The organism is Nocardia sp. SYP-A9097 (genome assembly GCF_009649815.1).
Classification (GTDB): Bacteria; Actinomycetota; Actinomycetes; order Mycobacteriales; family Mycobacteriaceae; genus Nocardia.
In genome coordinates this window covers 1-16,805 of record NZ_WJIC01000027.1, presented here as the reverse complement: position 1 = coordinate 16,805, position 16,805 = coordinate 1, and the positions used below count along the sequence as shown (strand labels likewise).

Below are 16,805 nucleotides of genomic sequence, written 5' to 3'. Positions count from 1 at the left end.
GCCATGCCGTAGTCATTGTCGGATTCGGTGGAAAGCGCAGGCCGTCAGCCGCTTCCGGGCACCGTGATCCGGCGCGCGGTCGCGCGGATCTCGTCCACCAGTTCGGCGGTGCGCAGCGTGGCCGCCGCATCCGGCGCCGTGGCGGGCGCACCGGACCGGGCGGCGCGGACCGCCGTGGCGAATGCCGTTGCCGTGCACGCGTATTGATCGGCCGCGGCCAGCACCGTCTCCTCGGTGTGGTCCTGCTCGTCGATGCGCAGTACCGGACGGTGCTCGGGCGGTGGCGTGAACGCACGATCGACCGCGAGCCGTGCGGCCGCACCCCACAGCTGATAGCGCGAGGCATAACTGTGTTCGAAACCGAATTCGGCGGTCACGATCACCCCGCTGCGGGTGACGAGCAGGGCGCTGCCGGACACGTCGACGCCGGAGGCCGGATCGATCCGCAGCACGGCGCCGCTCACTTCCAGCCGGTCCTCGTCGCCGAGCAGCAATTGGGCCAGGCGCAGCGGGTATACCCCGGCATCGAGCAGGGCGCCCCCGCCCAGGTCCGCCCGGTAGCGCACATCGCCGCCGGGCAGCGGGGGGAAGCAGAACGAGCCGGTGAGGTGCCGCAGCACGCCGAGCCGGCCGCCTGCGAGCAGATCACGCACGACGCCGTGCATGGGATGGTGTGCGGGCGTGAAGTTTTCGCGAAGTACCAGATTGCGCTGTCCGGCCAGCCGGAGCAGATCGGCGGTTGCGGCCGCCTCGGTGGTCAGCGGTTTCTCGCCGAGTACGTGTTTGCCCGCCCGCAGTGCGGCCGCGGCCCACTCGTGGTGCAGGCCGTTGGGCAGGGCCAGGTAGACCGCGTCCACGTCCGGTCGCGCCAGCAATTCGGCGTATCCGCGAACCGGAACGCCGCCGAACCGGTCGGTGAATCGGGTCGCCCTGGCCAACTCCCGGCTGGCCAGCGCCGTGATCTCGACACCCGCGGCAGCGGCCAGGGCGGGCAGCATCCGCCGCCAAGCCACCGAGGCCGCGCCCAGTACGCCGATGCGCACGGGTGCTGTCGCCAGGTCTGCTGCGCTCACCGGCTCGACCTCGCCTCGACGCGATCGTCCTCCGCGGCGATCAGGCTGTGCAGGCAGGCGATCAGACTGCGGGCCTGCACATTGACGTAGTGGCTGTACCGCGTCAGCCCGACCAACTGCCCGACGGTCATCCAGCGGTATCGCGACGGTCCGCTGTCCGGTTCGGTCCGCTCGGGTAGCGGGTCGACCTCGATCACCAGGTAGCGGTTGCGGGCGTGGAAGAACCGGCCGCCTTCCTCGGACAGGATGGTGTCGAACCGGATCCGATCCGGCGGCGCGCCGAGCACGTCGTCCAGGAACGGTGGCCGGGTCAGGGACGGCAGCTGATCGTAGGTGTCCGGGGTGCACTGCACGGTGGGCGCCAGCTCCACGAAGTCCAGGAAGCCCGGCTCCGATCTGGCATTGACCAGTACGTGCAGTACACCGCGCATCCGGGCGGCCAGGAACGCGATGACGCCGAGGCCGTGCGGGGCGATCATGGGCTGGGTCCAGCTGTTCACCTCACGGTTGCCGCCGTCGACCGCGACCGCCCTGATGTCGAAGAACGCGCCGGAATCGTGCTCGATCCGGTCGGCTCGGCGAGTCCAGTCCCGTACCTCGGGCAGGGTGATCCGGGTCGCCACCACTTCCCGGCGCGCACGCAGGCCGGTCACCCAGCTGAGAATTTCCGCGCTGGTGTGCAGCGCGCCCTGGTCGGCGTCGAGCGAACGCACCAGGGCCGCACGGAAACTCCCCTGCACGCTGGGCAGCTCCTCGACGAGTCGCCCGCCGGAGAACGGCAGGCAGGACAGCACCGTGCGGGTGTTCATGTTGAGCAGGTCGTCGTAGGCCAGCAGCGAGTAGAGCTGGCCGAGAGACAGCCAGCGGAACCCGTCGCGCACCGGTACCGGCCCGGCGGTCTCGACCACCATGTTGCGGTTGCGCTTGCAGTAGAACCAGGACCCCTGCTCGGACTGCAGCACGTCGGCGAGCACCACGTCCGGGCGTGCGCCGGAGAAGTATTCGAGGTAGGGCACGGGCCGCCCGTGGTGCACCGCCGTGTAGTTGCTGATGGTGGCCTGCACCGTCGGCGAGAGCTGAAGCGTGTTGTGGTTGCCCGGCTCCATCTTCGCCTGCATCAGGCAGTGCAGGACGCCGTCGAATTGTTTGACGAGAATGCCGAGCACGCCGGTCTCCGGCTGGTCGATGATCGGCTGGGACCAGTGCGGCACCGGGCCGAAGCTGGTGTTCACCCGCAGACCCTCGACGGCGAAGAACTTGCCGCTCTCGTGCACGAGGTTGCCGGTCTCCGGATGGAAGCGCCAATTGATCAGGTCGGAGAAGTCGATTCGGGTGACGACGGTGGGATCGGCGGCGGCCCGCGCGGTGAACCAGCGGTGGAACTCCACCGCCGAGTCGACCGCGCCCGCGGTGGCCACCGCCGACCGGGCCAGCCGAATCGGCTGGCCGCGGTCCTGGCGGTGGAACGGTCCGGTCATCGGCACACCCTCGCGGCGTAGGCCTCGACGACATCGGCGGCCGCCTCCACGCCTCGCTCGCCCCGCGCGGCGTCGGCCAATTTCACTGCGCGTGCGGCGATTTCGGTATCGGTGGTGGCGATGCGCACTGCGGCGGCCAGCCGCTCGCCGGTCAGCCCGGCATACGGCACCGGCGCCGGGGCGACGCCGAGGGCGTGTATCCGGCGCGCCCACAGCGGCTGGTCGGCGTAGCAGGGTACGACGACCTGCGGGACGCCCGCCCCCACCGCCGCCGCGGTGGTGCCCTGGCCGCCGTGGTGCAGCACCGCCGCGGCTCTCGGCAGCAGCCAGGTGAAATCCGCTGTCTCACTGCGGAACACGTCCATGCCGTCCGGGATCTCGAACTCCGGGCCACCGATGATCACCATCCGGTGGCCGGTCACCCCGACCGCGTCCAGGGTCGCGCGCAGCAGATCCGTACCGCAGGGCAGCCACGAACTGCCGTAGGCGGCGACGAGTGGCGGCGCACCGCGCTCCACGAAGGCGGTCAGTCCCGGCGACTGATCCCAATGGGTGTCGTCCGACCAGTAGCCGGTGACGTGGCACTGCGCCGGCCAGTCCGGCGGCGGTGCGATCACCTGCGGACTGAACTGGTAGAGAATCGGCCGCGTGCGCCCGTCGTCGCGGAACGGCGACCGGAAACCGGCCCGGGGCAGGCCCGCGGCACGTCGCGCCTGGTTCACGCTGGCGCGGTACACCAGCCACTCCAGTGCTCCCATGGCCCGATGGGTGAACCGGTTGTACGCACCACCGAGCGGCAGGTCGGGTGCACCGAGCGCGGGCCAGGCCGCGGTTTCGGTGATCGGCCAGGCCGAGACCGAGCACCACGGCACCCCGGGCCGGACCAGCGCACCGATTCTGGTCAGATTGGAGTTGATGATCAGATCCGCGCCCTCCACCGACGCCACCATCGCCTCGGTGAGCGCCAGCTGCTCGGCGGCGCTCGGCCGGGGCGCGGCCATCGCCATGCGATAGATCGACGGGCCGCGGCGCAGCGCCTCCTGCACCTTCGGGTGCGACATGATCTCCTCGACGTAGCCGGCGCCGATATTTCCGAGCTGCCGGAACTCCAGCCCCGCGCTCCGCGCCAGGTCCTCGAATTCCGGTGTGGTAGCGAGCCATACATCATGGCCGCGTGCTCGCAGGGTGCTGCCGAGCAGCACCAGCGGCTGCACGTCACCACGCGATCCGATGGTCGACAGGGCTATGCGCATCGACGTTCCTCTCGGCGAAAATTGCTGTCGGAGAAGGGAAATACGGATGATCCGACCGTAATCCGCCGGGTTATCATCTCGATATCGCCGCGTGTGCACGCGCACACCGGACCGGCGACGGGGGGCCTCGAGTATTCGGGGAATCTCTGGTTGTCCGGCATATATCCGCCCTCAGTCCAGTCCGTAGTTGTTGTCGAGAAGGTCGAAGAGCTCGTCCGCGGTGGCGGCGCCGATCAGGTCCCGCTCCGGGGCCGGCGCCTCGGGCTCGGTCCAGCGGCGCACGAGCTGCTGCAGGCGGGCCGCGATCTCCCGCCCGCCCGGTATGCCGGGGGTGAGACCGGCCAGTGCCGACTCCAAGCGCTCGAGTTCGGTCAGCGCGCGAGCGCCCGCCGCGGTGTCGGAGCACAGTTCGGCGTAGAGCACCTCGACCAGCGCGCTCGGCGTCGGATGATCGAAGACCACGGTGGCGGGTAACTGAACCCCGGTGGCGGCACGCAATTGGTTGCGGAACTGGACGGCGAGCATGGAGTCGAAGCCGGTGTCGGCGAAGGCCTGCTCGGACCTGACCGCCGAGCGGTCGCTGTGGCCGAGCACGGTCGCCGCGTGACCGGTGACGATATCGAGCAGCATGCGGCGGCGGGCCGGCTCGCCGAGGGGCTCGAGCCGTCCGGCGAGCGCAGTGGGCGCGGTATCGCTCTCCGGCTGCCCGCGCAGTGCCTGCGCGATCTCGGGCAGGTCGCGAATCAGGCCGAGCGCACGGCGATTCGGCACCGAGGCGATGATCCGGTCCACATCGATATCGGCGAGGAAGGTGTCGGCCTCGTCGTGGTCGAGCAGTCGCTGCAGGAGTGCGGTGACGGTCCCGGCCGGTAGCGGGCGGTCGGTCGCGACCGACCGGCTGTCCTGTCCGCCGACGGCGACCGTCAGCGTGTGCGCGCCGCGGTCGCGGCGCTGCCGCAACCGCGCCTGGATCGCCGCACAGGCGGCGGTGGCCGCGCCGTGCCTGGCCGCACCCCAGGTTCCGCTCGGCGCGGTGAGTACGACGAGGGTCGCGTCTCCGGATGCGCTGAGCGCCTCCAGATTTCGTATTGCCGCCAGCGCCGCGTGCACGGTGTCGCCGAGCTCGCGCGCGGTGAGAATCGAGACGGTGGCACCCGGCTGCTCCGGCACGGCCGAATGCACAACGATGCGGAGGGGCGGCAGGTCCGCCAGTTCGGCCGTCAGCTCCGAATCTGCTGCGGTGCAGTCGATTACGGTCAGCGCGGCGCCGAGTTCGGCCAGCTCCTCGCGAAGCGCCTCTTCCGCGCGGAGCGCGTCTCGGCGGTTGCCGACCGTGGCCACGGCGGCCTCACCGTTACCGAGCGAGTCTGCCGCGTCCCCGTTGGCGAACGGATGCGAGGCGGCCTCGTCACTGCGGCGGCCTCCGGCGATCACCACGTGCGTGGCGCCCTGTGTGGCGAGCCACCGCGCCAGCTCGGCCGTCAGCTCGCTCATACCCGCCGTGATCAGCGCCGTCCCGCCGGTGGGCGACCAGTCGCGGAGCACCGGACCGTCGTGAATATCGGTGCGCTGCAGGCGCCTTCCGTACGTCCCGGTGGCCCGAAGTGCGATCTGGTCCTCCCCGTGGCCGCCGGTCAGTACCGCGGCGACGCGGCCGGCGAGCGCATCCCCGCCCGCGGCGAGTGTGTCCCGGTCCGTGGCGGGCAGGTCGAGCAGACCGCCGAGCCGTGTCTCCTGTTCCAGCAGCAGCACCTGACCGAGTCCCCACAGGCACGCCTGGTCCGCGTGCACGAGCGCCTCGTCGCCGACGGCCACCGCGCCGCTCGTCACAGACCACACCGGCGCGGTGATCTCTCGTGCGTCGAGTGCCCGCAGCAGCTGCACGGTCGCGATCAGTCCGGCGGGTGTGGCGCCGTGGTCCGGGGCCGGATCCTGGTCGAGGCCGAGCAGCGAGAGGATGCCCGCCGGTTGTCCGGGCAGTGCGGGATCGGCCAGCACATCGTCGGCGGATGCGCCGGGAGGCACGGTGACGGTCACTGGTCGCGCGCCGCCGTGCCGCAGTGCCTGCGCGCAGACCTCGACGGCCCGGTGCCCCTGTCGGTCGCCTGGTACGAGCAGCAGCCAGTCGCCGGACAGCCGCGCCGGGGGCAGCTCGGAGACGGGTTGCCAGCCGACGCGGTAGGCCAGCTCCCGGCCGGCTTCGGCCGCGGGGACGCTGCCCGCCGCGGGGGCGTGGCGCCCCGGTGAGGGCAGCCAGAACTGTTGGCGCTGAAAGGCATACGTGGGCACGGTGACGACGCGGCCGCCGTGCGCGGCGTGCGGTTCGCCGCCCGGCGCGGCCACCCGGCGCCACGACACGGTCGCACCGGAGCACCAGGCCTCGCCCAGCGAGGTCAGCAGGCGTTGCCGGCCGCCATCGTCGCGGCGCAGCGAGCCGATGGCGGTGATGGCGCGGCCGGTCTCCTCCGCAGCGCCCTCGATCGCGGCGGTCAGGACGGGATGCGGGCTCATTTCGAGGAACCGCGTAATGCCGGCGTCGAGCAGATTTGCTGTGCCACGGTCGAATTCGACGGTCTCCCGCAGGTTGCTGTACCAGTAGCCGGCATCGAGCGACGCCCCGCCGATACGTTCGCCGGTGACCGTGGAGTAGAGCGGGATCTCGCCGTCGCGCGGCCGGACGTCGGTGAGCAGAGACAGCAGTTCATCCCGGAGCCGCTCCACCTGAGTTGAGTGCGCGGCATAGTCCACCGGGATGGGGCGGGCGCGGACGCCGCGGCCCGCACAGTCGCTCACCAACTCGGCCAGCGCCGCGGGTGTGCCCGCGACGACCACCGCGCCCGGGCCGTTGACGGCGGCAACGCAGACACCGTCGCCGTACGGGGCGATCAGCTCATCGGCGCGCCGGCGTCCCACCGCCAGGGACACCATGCCGCCCGCGCCCGACAAACCGCGCAGCGCCCGGCTGCGCAGTGCCACCACCTTGGCCGCGTCGGCGAGCGACAGCGCACCCGCGACGCAGGCGGCTGCGATCTCACCTTGACTGTGGCCGATCACGGCATCGGGATGCACACCGGCGGCACGCCATTGGGCGGCGAGCGCCACCATCACGGCGAACAGCGCGGGCTGCACCACATCGACCCGTTCGAGCGATGCCGCGCCGGGCTTCGCACGCAGCACATCGGTCAGCGACCAGTCGGTCCAAGGCGCAAGCGCGGCTTCACATTCGGCGATCGAAGCGACGAATGCCGGTGCGGTGTACAGCAATTCGGCGGCCATTCCCGGCCACTGCGCGCCCTGCCCCGGGAACACGAATACCGTGCGCCCCGCCGCGGCCTCGCCCCGGACGACTCCGGGGGCGGCCGGGTCCTCGGCGAGATCGGTCAGCGACCGCAGCAATGTCTCCCGATCCGCGCCCACCACGACGGCACGCACCGGGAAGCCCGACCGCACGGCCAATGCCCCTGCCACCTCGTCGATTTCGAGCTCCGCGTGGGCGATCAGGTGATCCCGCAATCGGAGGGCCTGCCCGCGCAGCGCCGCCTCCGTACGCGCGGAGAGCATCCAGGGCACCGGGCCGGTAGTCGCCTCGAGCGCCGCCAAAGGCCGCCCGCCGGGCACTGCCTCCTCGAGCACGACGTGGGCATTGGTGCCGCTCATACCGAAGGCCGAGACGCCGGCGCGACGGGGGCGGTCTCCGGTCTCCCAGGGCTGGGCCTCGGTCAGCAGTTCGATCTCGCCGGTGGTCCAGTCGACGCGGGAGGTGGGTTCGTCGATGTGCAGTGTGCGCGGTAGCAGGCCGTGCCGTAGTGCCTGGACCGTCTTGATGATGCCCGCGATTCCGGCGGCGGCCTGGGTGTGGCCGATATTGGATTTCAGTGAACCCAGTCGCAGTGGCCCGCGCCCGCGGCGGTCGGCGCCGTAGGTGGCCAGCAGCGCTTGCGCCTCGACCACATCGCCGAGCACGGTGCCGGTGCCGTGCGCCTCGACGAGGTCGATATCCGCGGCGTCGAGTCCGGCGTTGGCGAGCGCCTGGCGGATCACTCGTTGCTGGGCAAGGCCGTTCGGCGCGGTGAGGCCGTTGGAGGTGCCGTCCTGATTGACGGCGCTGCCGCGGATCACCGCGAGTACGGGGTGGCCCTGCCGGTGCGCATCGGAGAGTCGCTCGACCAGCAGCATGCCGGCGCCCTCGCCCCAGCCGGTGCCGTCGGCGGTGTCGGCGAAGGAACGGCAGCGGCCGTCCGCGGAAAGCCCACGCTGCCTGCTGAATTCGACGAAGACGTCCGGGACCGCCATGACGGCGGCGCCGCCGACGAGGGCGAAGGAGCAGTCACCGGATCGCAGCGCCTGCCCGGCAAGATGCAGGGCGACCAGTCCGGAAGAGCAGGCGGTGTCCAGGGTGACGGCCGGTCCTTCGAGGCCGAACTGGTAGGCGATGCGCCCCGAAGCCACGCTGGTCACGGTGCCCGCGAGCAGATGCCCTTCGACGTCGGCCGAGGCGGGCCCGGTGCCGTAACCCTGCCCGGCGACGCCCACGAAAACACCACCGGTGCGGTCCGTAAGCCGCAGCGGGTCCAGTCCGGCGCGTTCCATCGCCTCCCACGCGGTCTCCAGCAGCAGTCGCTGCTGGGGGTCCATGGCCAGCGCCTCCCGTGGTGAGATACCGAAGAATGCGGCGTCGAAATCTCCTGCGCCGGTGAGGAATCCACCGCCGGTCGCATAGCTGGTCCCGAGATTGTCCGGGTCCGGGTGGTAGAGCACGCCGAGATCCCAGCCGCGGTCGGCGGGCATCGGCGAGAAGGCGTCGACCTCGCCGGTGACGAGTTCCCAGAGTTCTTCCGGCGACCGCACGCCGCCGGGGAAACGGCAGGCCATGGCGACCACGGCGAGCGGTTCGGCCGGATCGGCGGCGGTTCCGGCGACCGGTGCAGGCGTGACTGTCACATCTCCGGTCAGCAGGTCGTGCAGACAGGCACTCAGCGCGGCGATGGTCGGGTGGTCGAACAGCAGCGACGCGGGCAGGGTCAGCCCGGTGACGGCGGCCAGCCGGTTGCGCACCTCGACCGTGGTCAGGGAGTCGAAGCCGAGTTCACGCAGCGGCCTTTCGGGATCGAACGTGTGCCCGGCATCGTGACCGAGCCCCGCGGCGACCTCCGTGCTGACCAATTCCCGCACCAGATGCTGCTGCTCGGGTTCGGCCAGGCCGGTGAGTCGATGCCGCCACCCGTCGGCGGTATCGCTCGTGGGGCGGTCGCCGGTGCCGGCCCGGGTGGCCTCCGCAATGCCGTGCAGCAGTGGGCTGGGCCGGCCGGAGGTGAAGGTGGGCGTGAACCGCTCCCAGTCCACCGCGGCCACGACCACGTGCGTATCACCCTGGTCGACGGCCTGCCGCAGGGCCGCGACGGCCACCGCGGGTTCCAGTCCGATCAGCCCGTGCCGCAGCAGGATTGCACTCGTTTCGCCCCGTGCCATTCCGGTACCGGCCCACGGTCCCCAGGCCACCGAGGTGGCGGTCAGTCCACGGGCGCGCCGGCGCGCGGCCAGCGCGTCCAGGTGTGCATTGGCGGCCGCGTAACCGCTCTGCCCGCCACTGCCCCAGGTTCCGGCGATCGAGGAGAACAGGACAAAAGCCTCCAGCGACGGCAGGTCGAGCAGTTCGTCGAGGTGCGACGCGCCGTCCACCTTGGCGGCCAGCTCGTCGGCCAGATCCGCGGCGGTGCGCTCCCCGATCGGGCGGACGGACACCTCGCCCGCGGCGTGGAAGACGGCGCGCGGCGAATCACCCGCTGCGCGTAGCCGTTCCAGCAGCCCGGCGACGGCCGTGCGATCGGCGATATCGCAGGCTTCCAGGGTGACGCGGGTACCCGTGCGTTCCAGCTCGGCCCCGAGCGCCGCGGCGCCGGGTGCGGCGGGGCCGCGACGACTTACCAGGACCAGGTGCCCGGCGCCGTCGGCGGCCAGATTGCGAGCGACCTCGGCGCCGATCCCGCCGGTACCACCGGTGATCACGATGGTGCCGGACGGTTTCCAGTGCGGCCGATCCGCTGTCACATCCGGGACGGCCCGGACCAGACGGCGGCCGTACAGCCCGGACGGCCGGATCGCGACCTGATCCTCCTCCCCCAGCCCGCCTCCGATCACCGCCGCGAGCAGCCGCCCGGCGGTGTCGTCCAGGACCTCCGGCAGGTCGATCAGCCCGCCCCACACGCGGGGATGCTCCAGCGCGGCAACACGTCCGAAGCCCCAGATCTGTTCCTGCTCCGGCACCGGCGGCAAGTCCTGCGCCGCACCGGTGGTGACGCACCACAGCCGGAGATCGGCGCCGATATCGCCTGCGGCCTGCACCAGCCGGAGGGTGTCTCCGAGCGGACCCGCTCCCAGCGCCAGCAGTGACAACACTCCCGCCGGCGCCGAATCCCGCAGCCGTTCCGAGAGTTCCGCACGGCTTGTCGCAGCGTCCACCTCGAGGACGGTCACGTCGGCGCCGTGCCCGGTGAGCGCCTGCGCCACGGCCCGTGCGATCTCGGTCACCGCCGGCGCGGTCACCGCCGCCGCAAGCACCGACTCCGCCGCAGTCCGCCCGGTTTCCCGTTCCGCGCGAGCAGGTTCCGCCGATGCGATTGCGGCCGTGTCTTTCTCGATCGCCGGGACCAACAGCAACCATGAACCGGTCAGGCGAGGTCGGCCCGGCGCGCTCAGTGGCTGCCAGGAGATGTGGTAGCGCAGGGTCGCGGCGAGGGATTCCCGTTCCGACCGGGCGCGCCACGCGGTCAGCGCGGGCAGCACCTCGGCGAGCGGGGTGTCGACCGCGATGTTCAACAGGGCCGCCAGGGCAGGTGCATCATTGTCCCGCAACAGATTCCAGTCGGCGCCGGCGGCCGGAGCCGGGGCGGCGGTCTCGGGCCAGAACCGCTGGTGCTCGAACGGATAGGTGGGGAGGTCGATCTGCTTGCCCGCCGCGGGCCAGGTGACCGGGGCGCCGCGCACATACAGCCCGGCAAGTGCGGCCGTGACCGATCGGGACTCGTTGCGCCCCTTGGGAAGCAGCGGCAGTACGGCGCCGGCGGGGTTCGCGGGCAGGCATTCGTCCGACAGCGCAGCGAGGATGCCGCCGGGACCGACCTCGAGGAAGGTGGTCGCCCCCTGCGCGGCCAGGGCATCGATCCCGTCGCGGAAGCGCACCGTGCCACGGACGTGCCGAACCCAGTAGTCGGCGCTGCTCAGCTCGCCCGCCGCAGCGGGCGCACCGGTAAGGTTCGAGATCACCGTCAGCTGCGGTGGCGCATAGGCGACCGATTCCGCCAGCCGCCGGAACGCGTCGAGCATGGGTTCCATTCGGGCGGAATGGAATGCGTGGCTGACGGCGAGCCGCCGGGTACGGCGCCCGAGCGCCCGCAACCGGCCGGCCACGGCATCGACGGCCTCGCTGTCACCGCTCAGCACAGTGGATTTGGGCCCGTTGACGGCCGCGATCGCGACCGCGTCCGCGGTGAGCAGTGCGCGAACCTCGTCCTCGGTCGCTTCGACCGCCATCATCGCGCCGCCCTCGGGCAGCTCGTCCATGAGTCGTCCGCGCGCGGCGACCAGCGCGCACGCATCGGGCAGGGTGAGCACGCCCGCGAGATGGGCGGCGGCGAGCTCGCCGACGGAGTGCCCGAGCAGCAGGTCCGGCCGGACTCCCCGCTGCTCCAGCAGGCGCGACAGCGCCACCGAGACGGCGAAGAGCGCGGGCTGGGTGTACCGGGTCCGATCCAGCAGGCCGGCCGCCTCGGTGTCCTCGGCGGCGAACATGATTTCCCGCAGGGAGCGGTCGAGGTGCGGCGCGAAGTGAGTCAGCACCTCGTCGAGTGCCGCGGCGAACGCGGGCTCGGCGCGATACAGCCCCGCGCCCGCCGCGGCGAATTGGCTGCCCTGCCCGGGGAACAGGAACGCCAACCGCCCGTTTCCCGGTGCGATACCGGTGATCACATCACCGCAGGCAGTGCCGTCGCCGAAGCCGGTGAGCGCCTGCCGCACGGCCCGGTCGCCCTGCGGCAGAATCGCCGCCCGATGGCGCAGGCCTGCACGAGTGGCGGCCAGGGTGTGCGCGATGTCCGCCGCAGCAACGTCCGGATGGGCGGCGATGTGCTCGCCGATGCGGGATGCCAAGGCACGCAAGGCTTCCGGGGTGGCCCCGGACAACAGCAGGGGTGTCACGACGGGCTCGTCCGGGACCTCGTCCTGGGCCGCCGGCCTTTCGCGATCCTGGGCTGCCGCCGTATCCCGGTCCGCGACCCCTGCCCTTTCCCGGTTCTCGTTTCCCGGCACTTCGCGGGCCTGGGACGGCGATGTGCCCGAGTCACCGGCTTCCGATCCGTCCCCGCCCACTGCCGCTTCCTGGAGGATCACGTGTGCGTTCGTGCCGCTGATGCCGAAGGCCGAGACACCGGCCCGCAGTGGCCCATCCGGTCGCGACCATGGAGTCGGCTCGGTCAGCAACCGCAGACCTGAAGTGTCCCAGTCGATGTGCGGGCTGGGCACCTGTGCGTGCAGGGTCGGCGGGAGTTCGGCGTGCCGCAGGGCGAGCACCATCTTGATCACGCCGGCGACGCCGGCGGCGGCCTGGGTGTGGCCGATATTGGATTTGACCGATCCGAGCCACAGCGGCCGGGATTCGTGGTGCCGGTCGCCGTAAACGGCTCGCAGCGCTTGGGCTTCGATCGGATCGCCCAAATTGGTGCCGGTGCCGTGGGCCTCGACCGCGCCGACATCGGCGGCCGAGATGCCGGCGTCGGCGAGGGCGGCGCGGATCACACGCTGCTGGGCGAGACCGTTCGGGGCGGTGAGGCCGTTGCTGGCGCCGTCCTGGTTGATCGCGGTGCCGGTGACGAGGGCCAGTACCCGGTGGCCGTGGCGCCGCGCGTCGGACAACCGCTCGAGCATCAGGACGCCGGCGCCTTCCGACCACGCGGTGCCGTCGGCGTCGGCGGAGAACGCCTTGCAGCGCCCGTCGCGGGCGAGGGCGCCCTGCCTGCTGAACTCCAGGAACAGCGTCGGCGTGCTCATGATCGTGACGCCGCCGGTCAATGCCCGCTCGCACTCGCCGCGGCGCAGGGCCTGCACGGCGAGATGCAGCGCCACCAGCGAAGCGGAGCAGGCGGTGTCGACGGTGAGCGCGGGCCCTTCGAGTCCGAAGGTGTAGGAGAGGCGGCCCGACAGCACGCTGGCGGTGTTTCCGGTCAGGAAGTGCCCTTCGGTATCGTCCGCCGATCCGGCGATCCGGGCCGAATAATCCCCGCCATTGGTGCCGATGAAGACGCCGACCTTCTCCCCACGCAGTGAACCCGGTTCGATGCCCGCGTGTTCGATTGCCTCCCAGCAGGTTTCGAGCAGAATGCGCTGCTGCGGGTCCATGGCCAGCGCCTCGCGCGGCGCGATGCCGAAGAATGCCGCGTCGAAACCGGCGGCGTCGGGCAGAAACCCGCCGACCCGGCTGTAGGTGGTGCCCGGCCGCTCGCGACGGGGATCGTAGAGTCGCCCGCTGTCCCAGCCGCGGTCGTCGGGCCAGTCGGCCATGATGTCGCGGCCTTCGGCGAGTAGCTGCCAGAAGGCGTCGGGTCCGTGTGCCCCGCCGGGGAATCGGCAGCCGACGCCGATGATGGCGATCGGCTCGTCTGCGGCAGTGGTGACCGCGGTGACCGCCGGCGGCGCGGTATCGGGCTCGCCGAGTTCGGTGGCCAGATGCGCGGCGAGCGCCTGCGGTGTGGCGTGGTCGAACAGAATCGTGGTGGGCAGTCGCAATCCGGTGGCCCGGGCGAGCCGATTGCGCATGTCGACCGCGCTGAGCGAGTCGAAACCGAGCTCCGCGAAGGCTTTTCGAGTATCGAGGGCATCCGGGGTGTCGTGTCCGAGCACCTGGGCGGCGAGTTCACCGATCAGTGCGGCGAGCCGGCGGGTCCGTTCCGCGGCTGGCAGCGCGGCGAGCCGCGCCCGCGGTGAATCGGTGGTCTCGGTGGGTGTCGTCGCGACGCCGGGCAGCTGCCCGAACAGTGCCGGGCCACGGGTCCGGCCCGCGGTGGCGAAGCGCGACCAATCCACATCCGCGACAATCGCTTCGGCACTGTCACCGGCCAGGATTCGGCCCAGCGCTCCCAATGCGGCGCCCGGGTCCATGGCGCGGACGCCGAGGCTGTCGAGGCGGTCGGCATCGCGCCGGCCCACCATGCCGTCGCCGGCCCACATGCCCCACGCGATGCAGGTGGTCGGCAGACCCGCGGCGCGGCGGGTGGCGGCGAACGCGTCCAGGGCGGCGTTGGCGGCGGCGTAATTCGCCTGGCCGAGACCGCCTACCGTGCCCATGAGTGAGGAGAACAGGACGAATGCCGTCAGGTCGTGCCCGGCGGTGAGCTCGTGCAGATGGGTGGCGGCGGTGAGCTTGATCCGGAGCTGGCTGTCGAGCCGGGCCGCAGTCATGGTGTCGGCCATACCGTCGTCGAGGATTCCGGCCGCGTGGACCACCGCGGTCAGTGGCAGCTCCGCGGGTATCGCGGCCAGGGCGGCCGCGAGCTGCTCCCGGTCGGTGACATCGCACGCGCCGATGGTGACGGCGGCGCCCGCGGCGCTGAGCTCTGCCCGAAGGTGTTCCACGCCAGGAGCTTCCGGCCCGCGCCGGCTGAGCAGCAGCAGATGGGGGGCCCCGGTCGCGGCGAGCCGCCGGGCCACCCGGGCTCCGAGTCCGCCCGTTCCACCGGTGATGAGCACGGTACCCGCGCTCGGCCACTGCTCCTGAGCGCCCGGACCTTCCGCGACCGGTCGCAGGCGGCGCCCGTACACGCCGGTGGCGCGCACCGCGACCTGGTCTTCGTCGCGCACGGCGGCCAGAACGGTGCGCAGCCGGCCCGCGAGTCGCGCGTCGAACTGCGGCGGCAGATCGATGAGGCCGCCCCAGCGCTCCGGATGTTCCAGTGCGAGAACGCGACCGAGCCCTGCGACGGCGCCGTACACGGGGGCGCCGGGCAGTTCACCGGAATCCAGGCCCGCCAGGCCGCGGGTGACACACCACAGCGGGGCGGTGACGCCGGCATCGCCCAAACCCTGTGCCAGAGCCAGAGTCAGCGCCAGGCCGCCGGGCAGTTCCGGATGCTCCGGATGAGCGCGCGACTCGTCGGCGAGCAGTGACAGCACGCCGGTGACGGGCCGGTCCGCGACCGCTTCGCGCACGAGCGCGGCCAGCGCCGCCCGGTCGTGGCCGAGGCCGGGGACGGTGAGCCGAATCAGTTCCAGCCCCGCGCCGATCAGCGCGTCGGCGACGCCGCCGCCACCGGTTTCCGGCTCGACCAGCAGCAAGGGTCCGGCAGGCGGTGCCGGTGGCAGTGACAGTGGTTGCCAGACAATGCGATAACGCCATGTCGAGCCCCGATGCGCCCGCCACGCCGACAGTGCGGGAAGGACCCGCCCGAGCGCCTCGGCGTCGACGTCCAGGGCCTGCGCCAGTTCCGGTACCGACCGGCTCTCCAGCTCGCGCCAGAAATCCTCGGATTCCACTGTGGCGGTGCGCATTTCCGGATCGTCCCAGTACCGACGACGCTGGAATGGGTAGGTGGGCAGGGCGACCGGGCGCGCCGCAATGCCATCCAGCGCCGCGGTCCAGTCGACGGGCAGGCCGCGCACCCAGGCTTCGCCGAGGGCGCACAGCAGGCGGTGCGCGCCACCCTCGTCCCGCCGGAGGGTGTGCAGCGCGGCGACGGAAGCGCCGACGGCGGTCGCACTGTCCTCGATACTCGCGGCGAGCACGGGATGCGAGCTGATCTCCAGGAATGCGTTGTGGCCGAGCCCGATCAGCGCCTGCACCGCCGGAGCGAAGGCGACCGTCTGCCGCAGATTGCGGTACCAGTAGCCGGCGTCCAGCTCGGCGGTGTCCATCCAGTCGCTGTCGACCGTGGAGTAGAACGGGATGTCGCCGGTGCCGGGGCGGATTCCGGCCAGCGCCGTGTGCAGCTCGGTGCGGATCTCCTCGACGTGCGCCGAATGCGAGGCGTAGTCGACATCGATGCGCCGCGCCCGGATCCCGTCGGCGGCACAGCGGTCGAGGAGTTCGATCAACGCGTCGGGGTCCCCGGACACCACGGTCGCGCCGGGGCCGTTCATCGCCGCCACCGAAATCCGGCCGGACCAGGGGGCGAGGAGATGCGCGGTGTCCTCGGGCGAACGGGCGATCGAGGCCATGCCACCGCGGCCCGCCAGCGCCGCGATGGCCCGGCTCCGCAATGCGACAACCTTCGCGCCATCGGCCAGGGACAAACCACCGGCCACCACCGCGGCGGCGATCTCCCCCTGCGAATGACCCACCACCGCAGCAGGCACCACACCGAAGGACCGCCACACCGCAGCCAACGACACCATCACCGAAAACAACACCGGCTGAACCACATCCACCCGATCCAACGAACCCGACGAACGCAACACATCAACCAACGACCACTCCACGAACGGCGACAACGCCACCGCACACTCACCCATCCGCGCCGCGAACACCGCAGACTCCTCCAACAACTCCCGAGCCATCCCCACCCACTGCGAACCCTGACCCGGAAACACGAAAACGACGGGTCCGGCCTCGGCCGCCGACCCCACCGCGATGCCCGGCTCGATCTGCCCGGCGGCGAACACGGGGAACAGTTCCGAGAGCTCCGCCCGGTCGCCGACGACGACCGCCCGGTGCTCGAAGGCGGTACGGGTGGTGACGAGGGCGTGTGCCAGGTCGTGCGGATTCACCGTGTCGTCGCAGGCCAGCGGCAGCAGTAGCCGCGCCTGGTCACGCAGCGCCTGTGGCGTGCGGGCCGAGACCACCAGCGGGACCGGCCCGGCAGCCGGGACAGGCCGGTCGGCCTGCACGGCGGCGGTGGCCGGTTCCTCCAGCACCACATGCGCATTCGTCCCACTGATCCCGAACGACGACACACCCACCCGACGCGGCCGCTCCCCACGCGGCCACCCCACCGCCTCCGTCAACAACGAGACAGCCC

General features: G+C 71.7%; 4 protein-coding genes. All 4 read right to left on the bottom strand.

The genetic code is table 11. The annotated features are described in order from the left end of the window. Positions 1-44: 44 nt before the first annotated feature. A complete protein-coding gene (locus GFY24_RS33550; RefSeq protein WP_309231645.1) occupies positions 45-1,073 on the bottom strand; it encodes a Gfo/Idh/MocA family oxidoreductase in 1,029 nt (342 codons plus the stop codon). Continuing rightward, positions 1,070-2,551 (bottom strand): NDP-hexose 2,3-dehydratase family protein, encoded by a 1,482-nt coding sequence (locus tag GFY24_RS33545; protein ID WP_153809143.1) that lies wholly within the window; start codon positions 2,549-2,551, stop codon positions 1,070-1,072. The genes GFY24_RS33550 and GFY24_RS33545 overlap by 4 nt, the downstream gene beginning before the upstream one ends. Beyond that, the gene (locus GFY24_RS33540) at positions 2,548-3,804 is read right to left on the bottom strand and encodes a glycosyltransferase (RefSeq protein ID WP_153809142.1); all 1,257 of its coding nucleotides are present in this window, start codon (positions 3,802-3,804) and stop codon (positions 2,548-2,550) included. Before GFY24_RS33540 ends, GFY24_RS33545 begins: the two co-directional genes overlap by 4 nt. A 171-nt stretch (positions 3,805-3,975) precedes the next feature. Continuing rightward, entirely contained in the window at positions 3,976-16,791 is a 12,816-nt protein-coding gene (locus tag GFY24_RS33535; protein ID WP_228566899.1) for a type I polyketide synthase, read from the bottom strand. Between the last annotated feature and the right edge of the window lie 14 nt (positions 16,792-16,805).